We start from the raw sequence: 16330 nt of genomic DNA on the forward strand, positions 1-16330 counted from the left end.
GGGCTCATCCGGCGGTGGCCGCCGAACCGCCCGGGTCGACGGCGGGGTCGACGGCGGGGTCGACGGCGGGGTCGACGGCGGCGCGGGCCGACAGGGCGTCCAGGAGCTGGTCGCCCATCAGCGAGATGGGCGGCGCACCCATGGTCACCACCACGTCGCCAGGGCGGGCCCGGCGGGCCACCTCCACCGGCGCGTCGTCCCAGGAGTCCACGAAGACCTTCCGGTCGGCCGGCAGCGGCACGGCCTCGACCAGCGCGGCCGAGCCCTCGCCGGGCTGGCGCAGCTCGCCCGGCCCGAAGACCTCCAGCAACACCAGCTCGTCCGCGATGCCCAGCGCCGCCGCGATCTCCGCCTGGAGGTCCCGGGTGCGGTAGAGCCGGTACGGCTGGAACACCACGATCAGCCGCCCGTCGCCGGCCACCTCACGCAGCGTCTGCAACGCCAGGGTCATCGACGTCGGGTGGTAGGCGTACTCGTCGTAGACCAGCACGCCGTCGGCCACGCCCTTGCGCTCGAAGCGCCGCCGCACTCCCGGGAACGCGCCGAGCGCGGCCTCCGCCGCCTCGACCGGCAACCCCAGCAGGTACGCGGTCAGCACCGCCGAGGCGCTGTTGAGCCCCATGTGCCGCCCCGGCACCGGCAGCCGGATCTCGCCCAGCGAGCGGCCGTCCACCTCGGCCAGGTAGCGCACCCCGTGGGCGGACGAGACGATCCCGCTCAGCCGCAGGTCGGCGTCGGGCGCCTCGCCGTACGTGTGCACCCGGCGGCCCTCGGCCCGCAGCGTCTCGGCCAGCCGCCGCCCGCCCGGGTCGTCGGCGCAGGTGACGATGAACCCGTCGGGGTCGGTGAGCCGGGCGAACTCGGCGAACGCCGCCTCCAGGGTGGCCAGGTCGCCGTAGGTGTTGAGGTGGTCCGCCTCGATGTTCGTGATGACCGAGATGTACGGGCGGTAGATCAGGAACGAGCGGTCGCTCTCGTCCGCCTCGACCACGAAGTGTTCGCCGGTGCCGTGGTGCGCCCCGGAGCCGACCTCGGAGATCTCCCCGCCGATGACGAAGGACGGATCGACGCCGGCCTGCTGGAGCACCATCGTCACCATCGAGGTGGTGGTGGTCTTGCCGTGGGTGCCGGCCACCGCCACGGTCCGCCGCCCGGTCATCGCCGCGGCCAGGGCCTCGGAGCGGTGTAGCACCCGCAGCCCGCGCCGACGCGCCTCCACCATCTCCAGGTGGTCCTGCGGGATCGCCGAGGAGTAGACCACAGTGTCGACGCCGTCGAGGTTGGACACCTCGTGACGGGAGTGGATGGTCCCACCGAGGGCGCGCATCCCGGCCAGCGACGGCCAGTCCCGCAGCTCGCTGCCGGAGACCGGCAGGCCCCGGGTGAGGAAAAGTCGGGCCAGTCCGCTCATCCCGACCCCGCCGACCCCGATCAGGTGGATCCGGCCCAGGTCCTCGGCGGTCAGTGTGCCGGCCGGGGTGAACTGCGCGGTGTTCATGACGGGTACCTTCCGGTCTCGACGGTCGGCCCGGTCAACGGGCCACCGCCTCGTAGACGAAGTTCAGCAGCGCCTCGTCGCCGTCGCGCCGCCCGTAGCCCGCCGCGGCGGCACCCATCGCGGCGAGCCGGTGCGGGTCGCGGATCAGCGGGATGATGGTGCGCTCCACCCAGGCCGGGGTCAGCTCGGCGTCGTCGACGAGCAGCCCGCCGCCGGCGTCCACCACGGGCAGCGCGTTGCGCTTCTGCTCCTGGTTGCTGTGCGGGTACGGCACGTAGACGGTGGGCAGGCCGATCGCGGCGACCTCGGCGCAGGTCATCGCCCCGCCCCGGCCGAGCATCAGGTCGGCGGCGGCGTAGCCGATCTCCATCTGGGACAGGTACGGCAGGGTCACGTACGGCACCGGCAGGTCGGTGGGGATCGGCACGGGCTCGTTGCGGGCGCCCATCACGTGCAGCACCTGCACCCCGTGCCGGGCCAGTTCCTTGGCCGCCCCGGCCACCGCGAGGTTGATGGAACGGGCGCCCTGCGAGCCGCCGGCGACGAAGAGCACCGGCAGGTCGGGGCGGAGTCCGAAGTGGGCGCGGGCGGCGGCGGCGTTGGCGGCCCGGTCCAGCCCCGCGATGCCCCGGCGCAGCGGCACGCCGACGACCCGGGCGTCGCGCAGCGCCTCGGCCTGCGCCGGCTGGTGCGGGAAGCCCACGGCCACGTTGTCGGTGAACTTCATGCCGAGCCGGTTGGCCACCCCCGGCGGCACGTTGACCTCGTGGATGACGATCGGCAGCTCGCGCCGCCAGGCGGCGAGGTAGCCGGGCACCGAGACGTACCCGCCGAAGCCCACGACCACGTCGGCCCGGACCTCGTCGATCACCTTGCCCGCCGCGCGGGCCGCCTTCCACATCCGGTCCGGGGTGCGGACCAGGCTCATGTTGACCGACCGGGGAAGCTGGTACGCCGGGATCTGCCGCAGGTCGTAGCCGGCCGGCGGGATCAGCTCGTTCTCCAGGCCCTTCGGCGTGCCGAGGCAGGTGATCCGGACGCCCGGGTCGTGTCGGCGCAGGCAGTCGGCGAAGGCGAGCAGCGGGTAGATGTGGCCACCCGTGCCCCCTCCGCAGAGCACCACCGAACGCAGCGGACCCATCAGCGTCTCCTCTCGCTCGCCGTCCCGCCCCGGGCCCGGTCGGGCCGGGCGCCGCGGGATGCGGCCTGGTCGTCCTCGCGCCGCGCCCGGGACCGGGGTACGGACCCACGGTCCGGCGGTGGCGGCGCCGGTCGGCGGCGCCGGCCGGGAAGCGGCGGCAACGGGGCCCAGAGTAGTCGGACCCATCGGGCGGGCGGACGGGCATGCAGGGCTCGGGCCGCGTCGGGTTCCGCGCGGGCGAACGAGGCCAGCATCCCGATCGCCGCCAGGGTCACCACCAGGGCGCTTCCGCCGTCGGAGATGAACGGCAGCGGAACGCCGGTCATCGGCATCAGGCCGATGACCCCGCCGATGTTGATGATCGCCTGGCCGACCAGCCAGGTGGTCGCCCCGGCCGCGGCGAGCCGGCGGAACGGGTCCTCCACCCGCCGGGCGATCCGCAGGCCGGTGTAGCCGAGCACCGCGAACAGGGTGATCAACACCACGCAGCCGACGACGCCCAGCTCCTCGGCGAGCACGGCGAAGATGAAGTCGTTGTGCGCCTCGGGCAGCCAGCCGAACTTGAGGCTGCTCTTGCCCAGCCCGACGCCGAACCAGCCGCCGTGCTCGATGGCGTTGCGGGCCTGGACCGGCTGGTAGCACCAGGTCTCGAAGCACTTCGCCGGGTCGGGCGGGTTGATGAAGACGGTCAGCCGGGCCAGCCGGTAGTTCTCCTGTCCCTTGGTCCCAGAGCCGGCACCGAGCGAGGCGGCGGCGATCAGCAGGCCGATGCCGACCAGCCCGATCACCGACAGCACCGCGAAGACCTTGGCCCGCACCCCGGCCGCCCAGAGCAGCCCGACGACCAGGGCGAGCAGGCAGAGCATGGTGCCGACGTCGTTGTAGCCGACCAGCACGAACAGCAGCCCGACCACCGGGAACAGCGGGGTGGCCAGTTCCTTCCACCAGCCGAGCCGGACGCCCTTGCGGGCCAGCACGTCGGCCCCCCAGAGCACCAGCGCGAACTTCGCCAGCTCGGACGGCTGGAGCTGGATGCCGCCGACGAACAGCCAGAGCAGGTTCGCCTCCAGGGGCCCGATCCGCTTCACCCCGAAGAACGAGTTCAGGGCGAGCAGCAGGTTGAGCACCAGCAGCAACCCCACCGCGATCCCGAGCGCGACCCGGGCGACCGAGCGGTAGGTGCTCGCCGGCAGCCGCTGGCAGACCCAGAACGCCACCACGCCGATCACCGCGAAGATGGCCTGCTGGGTGAGGTCGGCGAAGGCGTTGCCCTGCTCGGCGTAGTTCATCACGCTGGTGGCCGAGAAGACCATGGTCAGGCCGATCACCAGCAGCAGGCTGGCGCTGGAGATCAGCAGGTAGTACGAGGCCAGCGGCCGGGCCAGCAGGCCGCGCAGCGCCGCCAGCCCGCCCGCGGCGTCCAGGCCGAACCCCCGCGCCGGAGCCGGCGGATCGGCGGTACGCCCACCCCCCGCCGCCCGCCTCGGAGACGTGTCGGTTGTCGTCGTGCCGGTACCTCGGTCCTCCCCCACCCGCCCATCATGGCGAATGCGACCGGCCCGTTCCCGCCGAACGCCGTGGTCGGCGTGTCGGACCGACGAAAAGGAGGGCCCCCTGCTATCGCAGGGGACCCTCCGGACGCCTCGGGAGCCGCGGGCCGCCGCGTGGCGGCGGGCGGCTGCGGGGCTACTCAGCCCATCGCGGCCAGGAAGTCGCTGTAGAACAGCCCCAGCGCGATGGCCACCCCGATCCCGGCGATGATCCAGAACCGGACCACGATGTTGACCTCGCTCCAGCCGGCGAGCTCGAAGTGGTGCTGCAGGGGCGACATCCGGAACACCCGCTTGCCGGTGGTGCGGAACGAGATGATCTGGATGACCACCGACATCGTGATGATCACGAACAGCCCGCCGATGATCGGCAGCAGCAGGATGGTCCGGGTGGACATCGCCATGCCGGCGATCAGGCCGCCCAGCCCGAGCGCCCCGGTGTCGCCCATGAAGATCCGGGCCGGCGAGGTGTTCCACCACAGGAAGCCGACGCAGGCCCCGGCCGCCGCCCCGGCGATCAGCGCGATCTCCAACGGATCCCGGACGGTGTAGCAGTAGTTGTTCGGGTTCGCCGTGTACGCCGGGTCGGCGCACCAGTGCCGGTACTGCCAGAACGCGATCAGCGCGTACGCCGCGAGGACCATCACCGACGCGCCGGTGGCGAGGCCGTCGAGGCCGTCGGTGAGGTTCACGCCGTTGGTCGCCGCCATCACCACGAAGATGAAGATGACCACCGCGCCGATCTTGCTGACGTCCAGGGCGGGGATGTCCCGGATGAAGCTCAGCGTGCTGGCACCCACCGTCTCGGTGTTGGTGGCCGCGCCGCTGGCGTCGGTCATGCTGCTCGGGAAGTACAGCGCGACGACGCCGAAGAGCGCGCCGACGAGGATCTGCCCGGCCAGCTTGCCCCGCTTGTTGAGCCCGCCGCTGTGCCGCTTGCGGACCTTGAGGAAGTCGTCGATGAAGCCGACCGCCCCGGAGAACACCATGAGGCCCAGCAGGAACAGGGCGGTGATCGTCGGCTCGACCTGGGCGATCTGCGCGTCCGGCAGGGTGGTCAGGGCCAGGTGCCCCGCGACGTACGCGATGACGGTGGCCAGGATGAAGACCACGCCGCCCATCGTCGGCGTGCCCTTCTTGGTCTGGTGCATGGCCGGGCCCTCGGCCCGGATCGGCTGGCCGGCCTTGAGCCGGGTGAACACCTTGATCGCGATCGGGGTGCAGAACAGCGAGACGAGGAACGCCACCCCGATGGCGATGATCACCGCCCTCATGCGGCGGCCCCCTCGCCCGTGGCGTCGACGCGCAGCGCGTCGGCCACCTCCCAGGTGCGGTACCGGGAGCCCTTCACCAGGACGACGTCACCCGGCCGTAGTTCGCCCCGCAGCACCTCGACGGCCGCCGCCTGATCGGTGAGCAGCACCGACTCTCCTCCCCAGTCCTCTACCGCTGTCGCGCCCTCATGGATCGGCGCCGCCGGCTCGCCCACCACGAGCAGCCGGTCCACCCCCAGCCCGGCCGCGAGCCGGCCGACCTCCAGATGCCCGTCCCGTTCGTACGGCCCCAGCTCGGCCATGTAGCCGAGCACCGCGAGCGCGCGCCCCCCGCCGCGCATGCCGGCCAGCGCCCGCAGCGCCACCGCCATCGACGCCGGGTTCGCGTTGTACGAATCATCAATCACCGTCACGCCGTCGGGGCGCTCGAAGACGTCCATCCGACGGGTGGAGACCAGACCCAGTTCGCCCAGCGCGGTGGCCAGCTCGGTCACCGGCATGCCCAGCTCCCGGGCCACCGCAGCGGCCGCCAGCGAGTTGGAGACCTGGTGCCGGCCGGTCAGCCCGAGCCGCACCGGCGCGCTCCCCTCCGGCGTCACCAGGGTGTACGACGCCCGGCCCCGCCCGTCCAGGGTCACGTCCTCGGCGCGGACGTCGGCGTGCGCGGCCTCGCCGTAGCGGACCACCCGGGCCCGGGTGCGCCCGGCCATCGCCTCGACGAGCGGGTCGTCGGCGTTGAGCACGGCCAGCCCGTCGGCCGGCAGCGACTCGACCAGCTCCCCCTTGGCCAGCGCGATGTTCTCCACCGAGCCGAACTCGCCGAGGTGCGCCACGCCGACGTTGAGCACCACGGAGATCCGGGGCGGCACCACCTCGCACAGGTAGCGCACGTGCCCCACCCCCCGGGCGCCCTTCTCCAGCACCAGGAACCGGGTGTCCGGTCCGGCCCGCAACGCCGTCCACGGGTGCCCCAGCTCGTTGTTGAACGACCCGGGCGGGGCCACCGTGGGGCCGAGCCGGACGGTGAGCTGGGCGATCAGGTCCTTCGTGGTGGTCTTGCCGGACGAGCCGGTCAGCCCGATCACGGTCAGTTCGGGCAGCCGGTCCACCACGGCCCGGGCCAGCCGGCCCATCGCGTCCAGGGCGTCGGCGACCAGCACCATCGGCACCCCGGGCACCTCCCGGGTGCCGAGCACCGCGACCGCGCCGGCCTCGACGGCCGCGGCGGCGTAGTCGTGGCCGTCGACCTTCTCCCCGGGGAACGCCACGAACAGCGTCCCGGCGGACACCTTGCGCGAGTCGAACTCGACCGGGCCGGTCACCCGGGCGGCCGGGTCGGCGGCGAACAGTCGGCCGTCGACCGCCCCGGCCACCTCGGCCAACGTCAGCGGGATCACCGCTGACCCGCCAGGTCGCCGAAGCGGGCGCGCAGCGCGTCGGCCAGCTCGGTCCGGTCGTCGAACGGCAGCACCTCGCCGCCGATCTCCTGCCCGCGCTCGTGGCCCTTGCCGAGCACGGCCACCACGTCGCCCGGGGCGGCCAGCCGGACCGCCTCGTCGATCGCCGCCCGGCGGCCGGCCACCTCGACGATCCGGGCCGGCGCGCCGGTCCCGTACGCCCCGGCCAGCACCTCCGCCCGGATCGCGCCCGGGTCCTCGGTGCGCGGGTTGTCGTCGGTCACCAGCACCACGTCGGCCCCCTGCGCGGCGGCGGCGCCCATCACCGGCCGCTTGCCCCGGTCCCGGTCGCCGCCGGCGCCGATGACGCAGATCAGCCGCCCGGCGCTCAGTTCGCGCAGCGCGGCCAGGGCGGCCACGATCGCGTCCGTCTTGTGCGCGTAGTCGACCACCCCGCGCACCGGGCCGGCCGTGGAGACCAGCTCCAGCCGGCCGGGGACCCCGCCGCAGGCGGCCACCCCGGTGGCGGCGGTCTCCGCGTCCACCCCGGCGGCGACCAGCACGGCGATGGCCAGCAGGGCGTTGGCCACGTTGTGCCGCCCGGGCAGCGCCACCCTGGCCGGCACGGTCAGCCCGTCGGGGCCGTGCGCGGTGAACCGCTGGGCGTAGCCCTCGCCGTCGACGTCGCCGGCGTACCAGGTGGCGGTCGGGTCGCCGGCGGCCGAGTAGCTGACCGTGGCGGGCTTGAACAGCGGGCGCAGGGCCGGGTCGTCGTGGTTGAGCACCTCGACCGCGCAGCGCCCGTCGAACAGCTGGGCCTTCGCGGCGAAGTAGTCCGCCGAGTCGGCGTGGAAGTCCAGGTGATCGGAGCCGAAGTTCGTGTACCCGCCCACGGTGAACCGCACCCCGCCGACCCGGCCCATCGCCAGGGCGTGGCTGGAGACCTCCATGACCAGCGCGGTCACCCCGCGCTCCCGGGCGGCGGCGAGCATGGCGTGCAGGTCGGTGGCCTCCGGGGTGGTCCGCACACTGTCGATCGCCAGGTCGCCCAGCCGGGTCTCCACCGTGCCGATCAGCCCGGTCACGTGGCCGGCGGCGCGCAGCCCCGACTCGACGAGGTAGGCGGTGGAGGTCTTGCCGGCCGTGCCGGTGATCCCGATGACGGTCAGCCCGGCGGTGGGGTCGCCGTAGACGGCGGAGGCGAGGGCGCCGAGCACCGCGCGGGGGTCGGGCACCACCAGCGCGGGCAGGCCCGCCGCGGCCACCGCCGGGGCGCCGGCCGGGTCGGTCAGGGCGGCCACCGCGCCCGCCGCCGCCGCGCCGGCGGCGAACTCCGCGCCGTGGCGGCGGGCGCCGGGCAGCGCGGCGTACAGGTCGCCGGGGCGGACCTCCTGGCTGGCGTGGGTCACCCCGGTCACGGCGACGTCGGCGGCGCCTGACGGCGGCTCGACGGCGAGCCGGTCGGCGAGATCGCCGAGCCGGAGTCCGGTCACGGTACGGGGGCGTGGATTGCCGGGCACGGCGTCAGACCCTACCCGGTCGTCCGGTCCCGACCGCACAGCCGCCCCGGCGGTTCGTCCCCACTCACCGATGATGTCCCCCCGCTCCTGGTCAGCGCGGAAAGACCTCGAACTTGGGCGGCTTGGCCGACGACGGGGGAACCCGGTACCGGCTGAGCGTGAAGCCCATGATCTCGCGGAAGGCCGGCGCGGCGACCGCCCCGCCGCCGCCCTCCGGGCTCCACACGAAGACCGCCACCACGAACCGCGGATTGTCCGCCGGGGCCATCCCGATGAACGAGCCGACCTCGCCGGGCTGCTGCTTGCCGTCGACGTAGCGCAGGCCGGTGCCGGTCTTGCCGGCCACCTGGTAGCCGGGCACCGCCGCGGCGAGCCCGGTGGCCCCGTCGACCGTGGTGACCGCCTGGAGCAGGGTGCGCAGCGCCGCCGCGTTCTGCGGGCTGAGCACCGAGCGGGTGACCGGCGCCTTGCCCGGGGTCCGGCTGCCGTCCTTCCCGCTGATCACCTCTTTGATCAGGTGCGGCTGGACGTAGGTGCCGTTGTTGGCGATCGCCCCGTACGCGGCGGCCATCTGCAGCGGCGTGGCGTCGACGCTGTGCCCGATCGGCACCGACCCCTCCGACGACCCGCTCCACTGGTCGGCGGGGAGCAGCCGGCCACTGGCCTCGCCCGGCATGCCCTCCTCGGTGCGCTGGCCGAGCCCGAAGCGCTTCTGGTAGTCGATCAGCCGGTCCCGGCCGAGCTTGTCGGCGATCTCGATGGTGCCGACGTTCGACGAGTACGCCAGCATCCCGGCGAGGCTCATCTTCTGCCCGTTGGCCGGGTGGGTGTCGCGGAAGACCGTGTCGCCCTTGCGGATGGTGTTGGCGATCGGCAGCGCGGTGTCGGGCGTGACGACGCCCTCCTGGAGCGCGGCTCCGAAGGTGATCGCCTTGTGGATCGAGCCGGGGTCGACCACGAAGCTGCTCGCGGCGTCCTCCCGGTCGGTGGGGGCGCTCTCCTCGTGCTTCGCGGCGTTGTAGGTGGGGTGGCTGGTCTGGGCCAGCACCTCGCCGGTGGGCGCGTCGAGCACGACGACCGCGCCGACGCTGCCCTGGGCCTTGTCCGTCTGGTCCTTCAGCACCTGCTGCGCCTTGAACTGGAGGTCCCGGAGGATGGTCAGCTCCAGCGAGCTGCCCGGCTTGGCCGGGGTGGTGCGGCTGTAGCCGCCCGGGATGGGGGCGCCCAGGTCGCCCTGCCCGGCCTCGTACACCCGGCGGCCGTTCTCGCCGCGCAGCAGGTCGTCGTAGCGGGCCTCCAGGCCCTCCAGGCCGACCATGTCCTGGCTGGTGAAGCCGAGCAGGTTGGCGGCCAGGTCGCCGCCGGGCACCTCGCGCCGCTCGTCGCGGTGCACGCCGATGCCGGCCAGCTCCAGCGCCATGATCTTCTTCGCGGTGGAGATGTCGACCCCGCGCGCCAGGTACTCGAACTGGGAGGCGCTGCCGTTCTCCAGGGTGCGCGGCTTCATCCGCCCGGCCAGGTCGGAGGCGGGCAGGCCGAGCAGGGGCGAGAGCGCCCGGGCGGTCGCCGGGCGGTCCTTGACCCGGGTGGGGTCGGCGAAGACGTACCGGGCCTCGACGCTGTGCGCCAGCGGGGCTCCGGTGCGGTCGTAGATGGCTCCCCGGGGGGCGGGCAGGTCGACCCCGGTCAGCCGGTCGGCCAGCCCGCCGCCGGCGTACGCCGGGGTGTCGATCGCCTGGAGGAAGACCAGCCGGATGCCGATGGTGGCGAACAGCACGAGGACGAGCAGGGTGCCCAGGCGCAGCCGGCGCCGGGGGTCGGCCAGCCGGGGCGGCTTGCGCGGCCTGCGCGGCTTGCGCCGGGCGGCGGGCCGCTCCGGGCGGCGCGGGGCGCGCGGGCCGGGCCGGCGGCGCGGCGGGGGTGGGGCGTCATCGTCGTCGTCGGCCGGCGTGCGGGCCGGTCTGGGCTGGACGGTCCGGATCACCCCGGAGCGCCCGGCCGGAACGCCCTCCCGCCGGCCCGCGCGGGTCGAGCCGACCCGGCCGCCGTCGAGCACCTGCAACGCCGGCCGGAACGGGTCGCCGCCGGCCCGGGTGCTGCGGGGGGTACGCCGCTGCTCGGCGCCCCCGGCGCTCGGCCGACCGAGCGCGCCGCGCTCCTCGCGGATGGTCCGCCCCCGAGGGGTGTACGCCCGAGCGTCGGAGATGCCCCCCACCCCGGGCTCGCCGGCACGCGGCTCGCCCCGACCGCTGGTGGAACGCGATGAACCGCGCCGGGACCCCGTGGGGTCCCGGCGCGGTTCATCCGATCTCGGCGGCACCGGTCAGCCTCCCGCGCCCTGCTGGCTGGTGACCGAGGGCTGGCCGTTGGCCGGCTGCGGCACGCCGATGATCCGGCCGTCCGGCAGTCGGATGTACGCCGGCTCCTCGGCCTCGACCATGCCCAACCGCTTCGCGGCGGCGGTGAGGTTGCCGGGGGCCTTCGCGTCGGCGATCTCCTTCTCCAGCTGCTGCTGGTCCACGTCGAGCTTGGCCTGCTGCTGCTGGAGCCTCTCCAGCCGGAAGGAATTCTCGTTGATCTTGGTGTTGACCAGCAGGATGCCGAGCACCCCGCCGACGACCAGCACCAGGATCAGCGCGACGAAGGGTGCCCGCGGCACCGACACCGGCGGCGGCGGAGCGACCCGCAGCCGTGGCGACGGGGTCGCCACCGGGCTGGTCCGCTCGGCCGGGCGCAGCGCGGCGCTGCCGTTGGTCGGGAACTCGCGCGCCCCCCGGGCGCGAGCCTCCCCCTGCCGGTCGAACCGGGCGGCCCCCGCCGCCGGAACCCCGGTCTGCGTGGTCCGCTGCGCCGCGGTCCGGCCCCCCGACCGCGGTGCGCGCTGCCCGACACCGGTGTCCCGGCCGTCGCGCTTGTCAACGTTCATCTTCCCTCCCCCTCTTCGTCCGTCCCTGCCCCTCGCCCGGCGCCGGCCGCGGATCCGCCGATCCCGGCTGGTGCATCGCCCTGACCCGCCGGCGGTACCGTTCGCGGTCGGCCCGCCCCTGCTGCTCCGCCTCCGGGTCGATCCGTTCCGCGGCCCGCAGGCGCACCGAGGCGGCGCGCGGGTTCGCGGCGACCTCCGCCTCCCCGGGCAGCTCCGCGCCCCGGCTGAGCAGCCGGAACGTCGGACCCGAACCGGGAAGTTCGACCGGGAGGTCGACCGGGCCCTTGCTGCGGACCCGGTCGGCGAGGGCCGCCTTGGTGAGCCTGTCCTCCAGCGAGTGGTAGGACAGGACCACCATGCGACCGCCCACGGTGAGCTTGTCGAGAGCAGCCGGCAGCGCCGTCTCCAGCACTGCCAGCTCCTTGTTTACCTCGATCCGTAAAGCCTGAAACGTTCTCTTGGCCGGGTGTCCGCCCGTCCGTCGGGCTGCTGCCGGGATGCTCTCCCTGACCAGTTCGGCCAGTCGCGCCGACGAGGTGATCCGGGCCCGCTCCCGCTCCCGGAGGATCGCCGAGGCGACCCGCACGGCGAACTTCTCCTCGCCGTACACCCGCAGCACCCGGGCCAGGTCCGGGTGGGGATAGCTGTTGACCACCTCTTCGGCGGTCACCCCCCGGGTCTGGTCCATCCGCATGTCCAGCGGGGCGTCCTGCGCGTAGGCGAACCCGCGGTCGGGCGCGTCCAACTGGAGCGAGGAGACGCCCAGGTCGAACAGGATGCCGTCGATCGCCGGGTAGCCGAGCCGGTCCAGCACCTCGGGCAGCTCGTCGTAGACGGCGTGCTCGAGGTGGACCCGGTCGGCGAACCGGGCCAGCCGGACCCGCGCGTGGGCGAGGGCCTCGGTGTCCCGGTCCAGCCCGATCAGCACCGTGCGCGGATGCCGTTCCAGCACCGCCTCGGCGTGACCGGCCAAACCCAGCGTGGCGTCGACGTGGATCGTGCGGTCGCCCCTGTCCAGCGCGGGGGCCAGCAACTCGAGACACCGCTCGAGCAGCACAGGCACGTGCGTGCCGCGAAGCTCCCCCATGTCGACCCCCACTGGTTGAACCGTCCGTTTCTCTTTTCGCCTGCCGTCGCCACGACGCCTCCGTCGTACCGCCAGATCCCCATCCGCTCCCGCCCGCCGGAGGCCGCGGCCCTCCGATGAGATCGTGCGCCTGGCACCGGGGAAGGGGTGCCAGGAACTCGAAAGCGGCTGGAGATCTCGCAGTACGTCGGGCGCCGTCACGCCCTACAGACCGCCCGGCAGCACCCCCTCCTCGATGTCGGCGAAGTCGTCCTCGCTCTCGGAGAGGTAGGCCTCCCAGGCCGCCTTGTCCCAGATCTCCACCCGCGTGCTCGCCCCGATCACCACCAGGTCCCGGTCGAGCCCGGCGTACGCCCGTAGGTGGGGCGGGATGACGACCCGGCCCTGCTTGTCCGGGACCTCGTCGTGCGCGCTGGCGAAGAAGACCCGGCTGTACGCCCGGGCCGCCTTGTGCGTCATGGGTTGCCCGCGCAACTGGTCGGCGATGCGCTGGAACTCGGGCATCGGGAAGACGTAGAGACAGCGATCCTGCCCTTTAGTGATCACGACACCCCCCGCCAGCTCATCCCGGAACTTCGCCGGAAGGATCAACCGGCCCTTGTCGTCCAGGCGCGGAGTGTGGGTGCCGAGAAACATCGGCCCAACCCCCTCGCCCTTTCAGCGGCGTTCGCGGCGCCGCTTCCCCCCGGGCCGGTTGGCCCTACCGGCCTCACCATTGGGCCCCACTCTACTCCACTTCCCTCCACCTGCAACCAGAATCACCCGCGCGGCGCGGCGTTTCCGAACGCAAAACCGCACGTCAGAGGGGGTGGAGCGGAGTGGAGGGCCGAAGCGCCCCCGCCGGGGCGTCCACTACCCGACATAGATCGACTCCATCCGGTCGAGCGCGCGCTGACCGTCCGCCGGACGCCCCCGGCCGAACGGTTCGCCGTCGGCGGCGATCTGGCGGGCGCGGCGGTCCGGTAACCTCGCTCGGGTGACGGACGCGAAGATGCCCCTGCGGGCGAAGGTGGCCAGCTCGGTGTCGCGGACCGCCGCGGCGCTGTCGAGAGCCGCGGGTCGTGGTGACGGTTCGGTGATCGGCGGGTGGATCGGCCTGAAGATCGACCCGGACCTGCTCGCCCACCTCTCTGCCGGACGTGCCATCGCGCTCGTCTCCGGCACCAACGGCAAGACGACCACCACCCGGCTGGCCGCCGCGGCGGTCGGCGTCCTCGGCCGGGTGGCCACCAACTCCTTCGGCGCCAACATGCCCACCGGCCACACCTCGGCCCTGGCCAAGGCCGGCAGCACCCCGTACGCGGTGCTGGAGGTCGACGAGCACTACCTGGCCCAGGTCCTGGAGGCCACCGAGCCGCACGTGGTGGCGCTGCTCAACCTCTCCCGGGACCAGCTCGACCGGGCCAAGGAGGTCGCCATGATGGCGCAGCTCTGGCGGGCCGCGCTGGTCAACCACCCGGACGTGCGGGTGGTGGCGAACGCCGACGACCCGATGGTCGTGTGGGCCGCCACCCCGCCCGGCGACCCGGCCCGCGGCATCCGGCCGCCGCACGTCACCTGGTTCAGCGCCGGCCAGCGCTGGCACGACGACTCGTGGGTCTGCCCCGAGTGCGGCCACACCATCCAGCGCTCCGGCGAGCAGTGGTGGTGCAGCGGCTGCCCGCTGCGCCGCCCCGGCCCACAGTGGACGGTGGAGGACGACGGCGTGCTCGACCCCACCGGAGCCTGGCACAAGGTGACCCTCCAGCTCCCCGGCAAGGTCAACCTGGGCAACGCCGCGACCGCCCTGGCCGTCGCCGCCGAGTTCGGCGTACGCCCGGTCGACGCGGTCTCCCGGCTCGGCTCCGTCACCTCGGTCGCCGGCCGCTACGCCCAGGTCGACCGGGACGGGCGCAACATCCGGCTGCTGCTGGCGAAGAACCCGGCGAGCTGGCTGGAGGCGTTCGAGATGGCCGACGTGGCCCCGACGCTGCTGTCCATCAACGCCCGGGACCCCGACGGGATGGACACCTCCTGGCTGTTCGACGTCGACTTCGCCCCGCTGCGCGGCCGACAGGTGCTGATCACCGGCGACCGGGCGTACGACCTGGCGGTCCGCCTCGATGTCAACGGGGTGCCGTTCCAGCACGTGCGGACGTTCGCCGAGGTGGTCCGGGCCGTGCCACCCGGCCGCCTGGAGGTCATCGCCAACTACACCGCCTTCCAGGACATCCGAGCGGAGCTGGACCGTGTCAACTGAGAGCCTGCGTATCGTCTGGATCTACCCCGACCTGCTGTCCACCTACGGCGACCGGGGCAACATGCTGATCCTGGCCCGCCGGGCGCAGCAGCGCGGGATGCCGGTGGAGGTGCTGGAGGTCCGCTCCGACCAGCGGCTGCCCGCCACCGCCGACATCTACCTCATCGGCGGCGGCGAGGACGGCCCACAGGCGCTCGGCGCGCAGCGACTGCGGGCCGACGGCGGCCTGCACCGGGCCGCCGCCCAGGGGTCGGTCGTGTTCGGCGTCTGCGCCGGCTACCAGCTCCTCGGCACCTCGTTCTTCGCCAAGGGCGTCCAGTGCACCGGGCTGGAGCTGCTCGACCTCTCCTCCGACCGGGGCCCGAGCCGCGCCGTCGGCGAGCTGGCCGGCGACATCGACCCCCGGCTCGGCGTGCCGGCGCTCACCGGCTTCGAGAACCACGGCGGCCGGACCCAACTCGGCCCGGGGGTGTCCCCGCTGGCCCGGGTGACCACCGGGGTCGGCAACGACGGCGCCACCGAGGGCGCGTGGCGGGGCAAGCTGCTCGGGACGTACTCGCACGGCCCCGCCCTGGCCCGCAACCCCGCCCTGGCCGACCTGCTGCTGCGCTGGGCCACCGGCGCGCACCAGCTCCCGCCGCTCGACGACACCTGGGCCGACCGGCTCCGCGCCGAACGCCGCGCCGCGGTGGCCGCCGCCCGGGCATGATCCAGGCGGTCCGGCTGCTGCTCCGGCAGCCGTCGGCCCGCCGGTTCGCCCTCCTGCTGCTCCTGCTCGCCGGGCTCGCGGCGCTGCTGCCGGTGGCGCCCCGACCCGACACGGCGGAGCTGCCCCGGATCGCCGACTCCCTCGGCGGGTACGCCCCGGTCGCGGCGGTCGTCGGCGGGGCGCTGCTGCTGGTCGCCCTGGTCCCCCGCACCTTCGTCACGCTCGCCACCGGCGCGATCTTCGGCGCGCTGGAGGGCGCCGCGTACGCGCTCGGCGCGGCGCTGCTGGCCGCGGCGCTCGGCTTCGCCGTCGGCCGGGCGCTGGGACGGCAGTTCGTCGCCGAGCGGGTGCGCGGCCGGTTGGCCCGCCTCGACGGCTGGTTCGCCCGGCAGAGCGTGCTCGGGGTGGCGACGGTCCGGCTGCTGCCGATCTCCGGGTACGGGCTGGTCAGCTACGGCTACGGCACGACCGGGGCCCGGGTGCTGCCGTTCCTGGCCGGTAGCGTCCTCGCCTCCGCCCCCACCGCGTTCGGCTACGCGGCGCTCGGCGCGGCGGCCACCTCGCCGGGCGACATCAACTGGTACGCCGCCGCCCCCGCCAGCCTCGGCCTGATCGCCAGCGCGGTGCTGGTCCACCGGTGGTGGCGTGCCGAACGCGGACGGCGGGCGAAGACCGCGAAATGACCAGCACAGCGACCGTCATCGCATGCCCGGGCGGGTTTGCTCGCTCGCACAAGTTCCTGGAATGGCCACTCATTCCAGGAACTTGCCGCCACAGCGCCCCGCCCCCGGGAGGCGGAGATGACGAGGTGGACGATCGGTGTGCTGGGGCGGCACACCGCGCCGGCACGCGGGGCATCATCCCGACGACCGAGGACCCGTGAACGATCCACGCCGCCCGCCCCGTGGCCCCACCCCACTGACAACCCCACACCCCCTCCCCCACCCTCCCCCACCCGTCCCCGCCGATCTTGCGGTTGCGGCCCCGAC

At 74.1% G+C, this 16330-nt stretch carries 12 protein-coding genes and 1 pseudogene; 3 read left to right on the plus strand and 10 right to left on the minus strand.

Annotated elements, in window-relative coordinates; translation table 11 throughout:
- Positions 1-4 precede the first annotated feature (4 nt).
- The 10 genes and pseudogenes from murC to mraZ all read right to left on the minus strand — a co-directional run bounded on the left by murC (position 5) and on the right by mraZ (position 13029).
- Positions 5-1498, minus strand: coding sequence for a UDP-N-acetylmuramate--L-alanine ligase (gene murC, locus OG617_RS04735; RefSeq protein ID WP_405099004.1), 1494 nt, complete (start codon positions 1496-1498; stop codon positions 5-7).
- Between the two features lie 34 nt (positions 1499-1532).
- A complete protein-coding gene (gene murG, locus OG617_RS04740; protein ID WP_405099006.1) occupies positions 1533-2639 on the minus strand; it encodes an undecaprenyldiphospho-muramoylpentapeptide beta-N-acetylglucosaminyltransferase in 1107 nt (368 codons plus the stop codon).
- The gene (locus OG617_RS04745; RefSeq protein WP_405104107.1) at positions 2639-4045 is read right to left on the minus strand and encodes an FtsW/RodA/SpoVE family cell cycle protein; all 1407 of its coding nucleotides are present in this window, start codon (positions 4043-4045) and stop codon (positions 2639-2641) included. Before OG617_RS04745 ends, murG begins: the two co-directional genes overlap by 1 nt.
- A gap of 284 nt (positions 4046-4329) precedes the next feature.
- Positions 4330-5463 (minus strand): phospho-N-acetylmuramoyl-pentapeptide-transferase, encoded by a 1134-nt coding sequence (mraY, locus tag OG617_RS04750; protein ID WP_405099008.1) that lies wholly within the window; start codon positions 5461-5463, stop codon positions 4330-4332.
- The gene (gene murF / locus OG617_RS04755) at positions 5460-6860 is read right to left on the minus strand and encodes a UDP-N-acetylmuramoyl-tripeptide--D-alanyl-D-alanine ligase (RefSeq protein ID WP_405099010.1); all 1401 of its coding nucleotides are present in this window, start codon (positions 6858-6860) and stop codon (positions 5460-5462) included. The genes mraY and murF overlap by 4 nt, the downstream gene beginning before the upstream one ends.
- Entirely contained in the window at positions 6857-8419 is a 1563-nt protein-coding gene (locus OG617_RS04760) for a UDP-N-acetylmuramoyl-L-alanyl-D-glutamate--2,6-diaminopimelate ligase (RefSeq protein WP_405099012.1), read from the minus strand. The genes murF and OG617_RS04760 overlap by 4 nt, the downstream gene beginning before the upstream one ends.
- A 52-nt stretch (positions 8420-8471) precedes the next feature.
- Complete coding sequence (locus tag OG617_RS04765) at positions 8472-10700, minus strand: peptidoglycan D,D-transpeptidase FtsI family protein (RefSeq protein ID WP_405099014.1); 2229 nt, start codon at positions 10698-10700, stop codon at positions 8472-8474.
- Between the two features lie 3 nt (positions 10701-10703).
- Positions 10704-11306 carry a hypothetical protein gene (locus OG617_RS04770; RefSeq protein WP_405099016.1) on the minus strand — a complete coding sequence of 201 codons (603 nt, stop codon included), beginning with the start codon at positions 11304-11306 and terminating at the stop codon, positions 10704-10706.
- A pseudogene (gene rsmH, locus OG617_RS04775) lies at positions 11303-12393 on the minus strand (16S rRNA (cytosine(1402)-N(4))-methyltransferase RsmH). Before rsmH ends, OG617_RS04770 begins: the two are co-directional and overlap by 4 nt.
- A 204-nt stretch (positions 12394-12597) precedes the next feature.
- On the minus strand, positions 12598-13029 hold the full coding sequence (gene mraZ / locus OG617_RS04780) for a division/cell wall cluster transcriptional repressor MraZ (RefSeq protein ID WP_396682900.1): 432 nt from the start codon (positions 13027-13029) through the stop codon (positions 12598-12600).
- A gap of 355 nt (positions 13030-13384) precedes the next feature.
- Between mraZ and OG617_RS04785 the strand changes: the two genes are divergently transcribed.
- From OG617_RS04785 to OG617_RS04795, 3 genes are read left to right on the plus strand one after another with little or no spacing between them, the layout of a single operon-like run.
- Complete coding sequence (locus OG617_RS04785; RefSeq protein ID WP_405104108.1) at positions 13385-14632, plus strand: MurT ligase domain-containing protein; 1248 nt, start codon at positions 13385-13387, stop codon at positions 14630-14632.
- Complete coding sequence (locus OG617_RS04790) at positions 14622-15341, plus strand: type 1 glutamine amidotransferase (RefSeq protein WP_396682898.1); 720 nt, start codon at positions 14622-14624, stop codon at positions 15339-15341. The genes OG617_RS04785 and OG617_RS04790 overlap by 11 nt, the downstream gene beginning before the upstream one ends.
- The gene (locus OG617_RS04795; protein ID WP_405099019.1) at positions 15338-16024 is read left to right on the plus strand and encodes a TVP38/TMEM64 family protein; all 687 of its coding nucleotides are present in this window, start codon (positions 15338-15340) and stop codon (positions 16022-16024) included. Before OG617_RS04790 ends, OG617_RS04795 begins: the two co-directional genes overlap by 4 nt.
- Positions 16025-16330: the final 306 nt, after the last annotated feature.

It is taken from the genome of Micromonospora sp. NBC_01412, assembly GCF_045040215.1.
Taxonomy (GTDB): domain Bacteria; phylum Actinomycetota; class Actinomycetes; order Mycobacteriales; family Micromonosporaceae; genus Micromonospora; species Micromonospora rubida.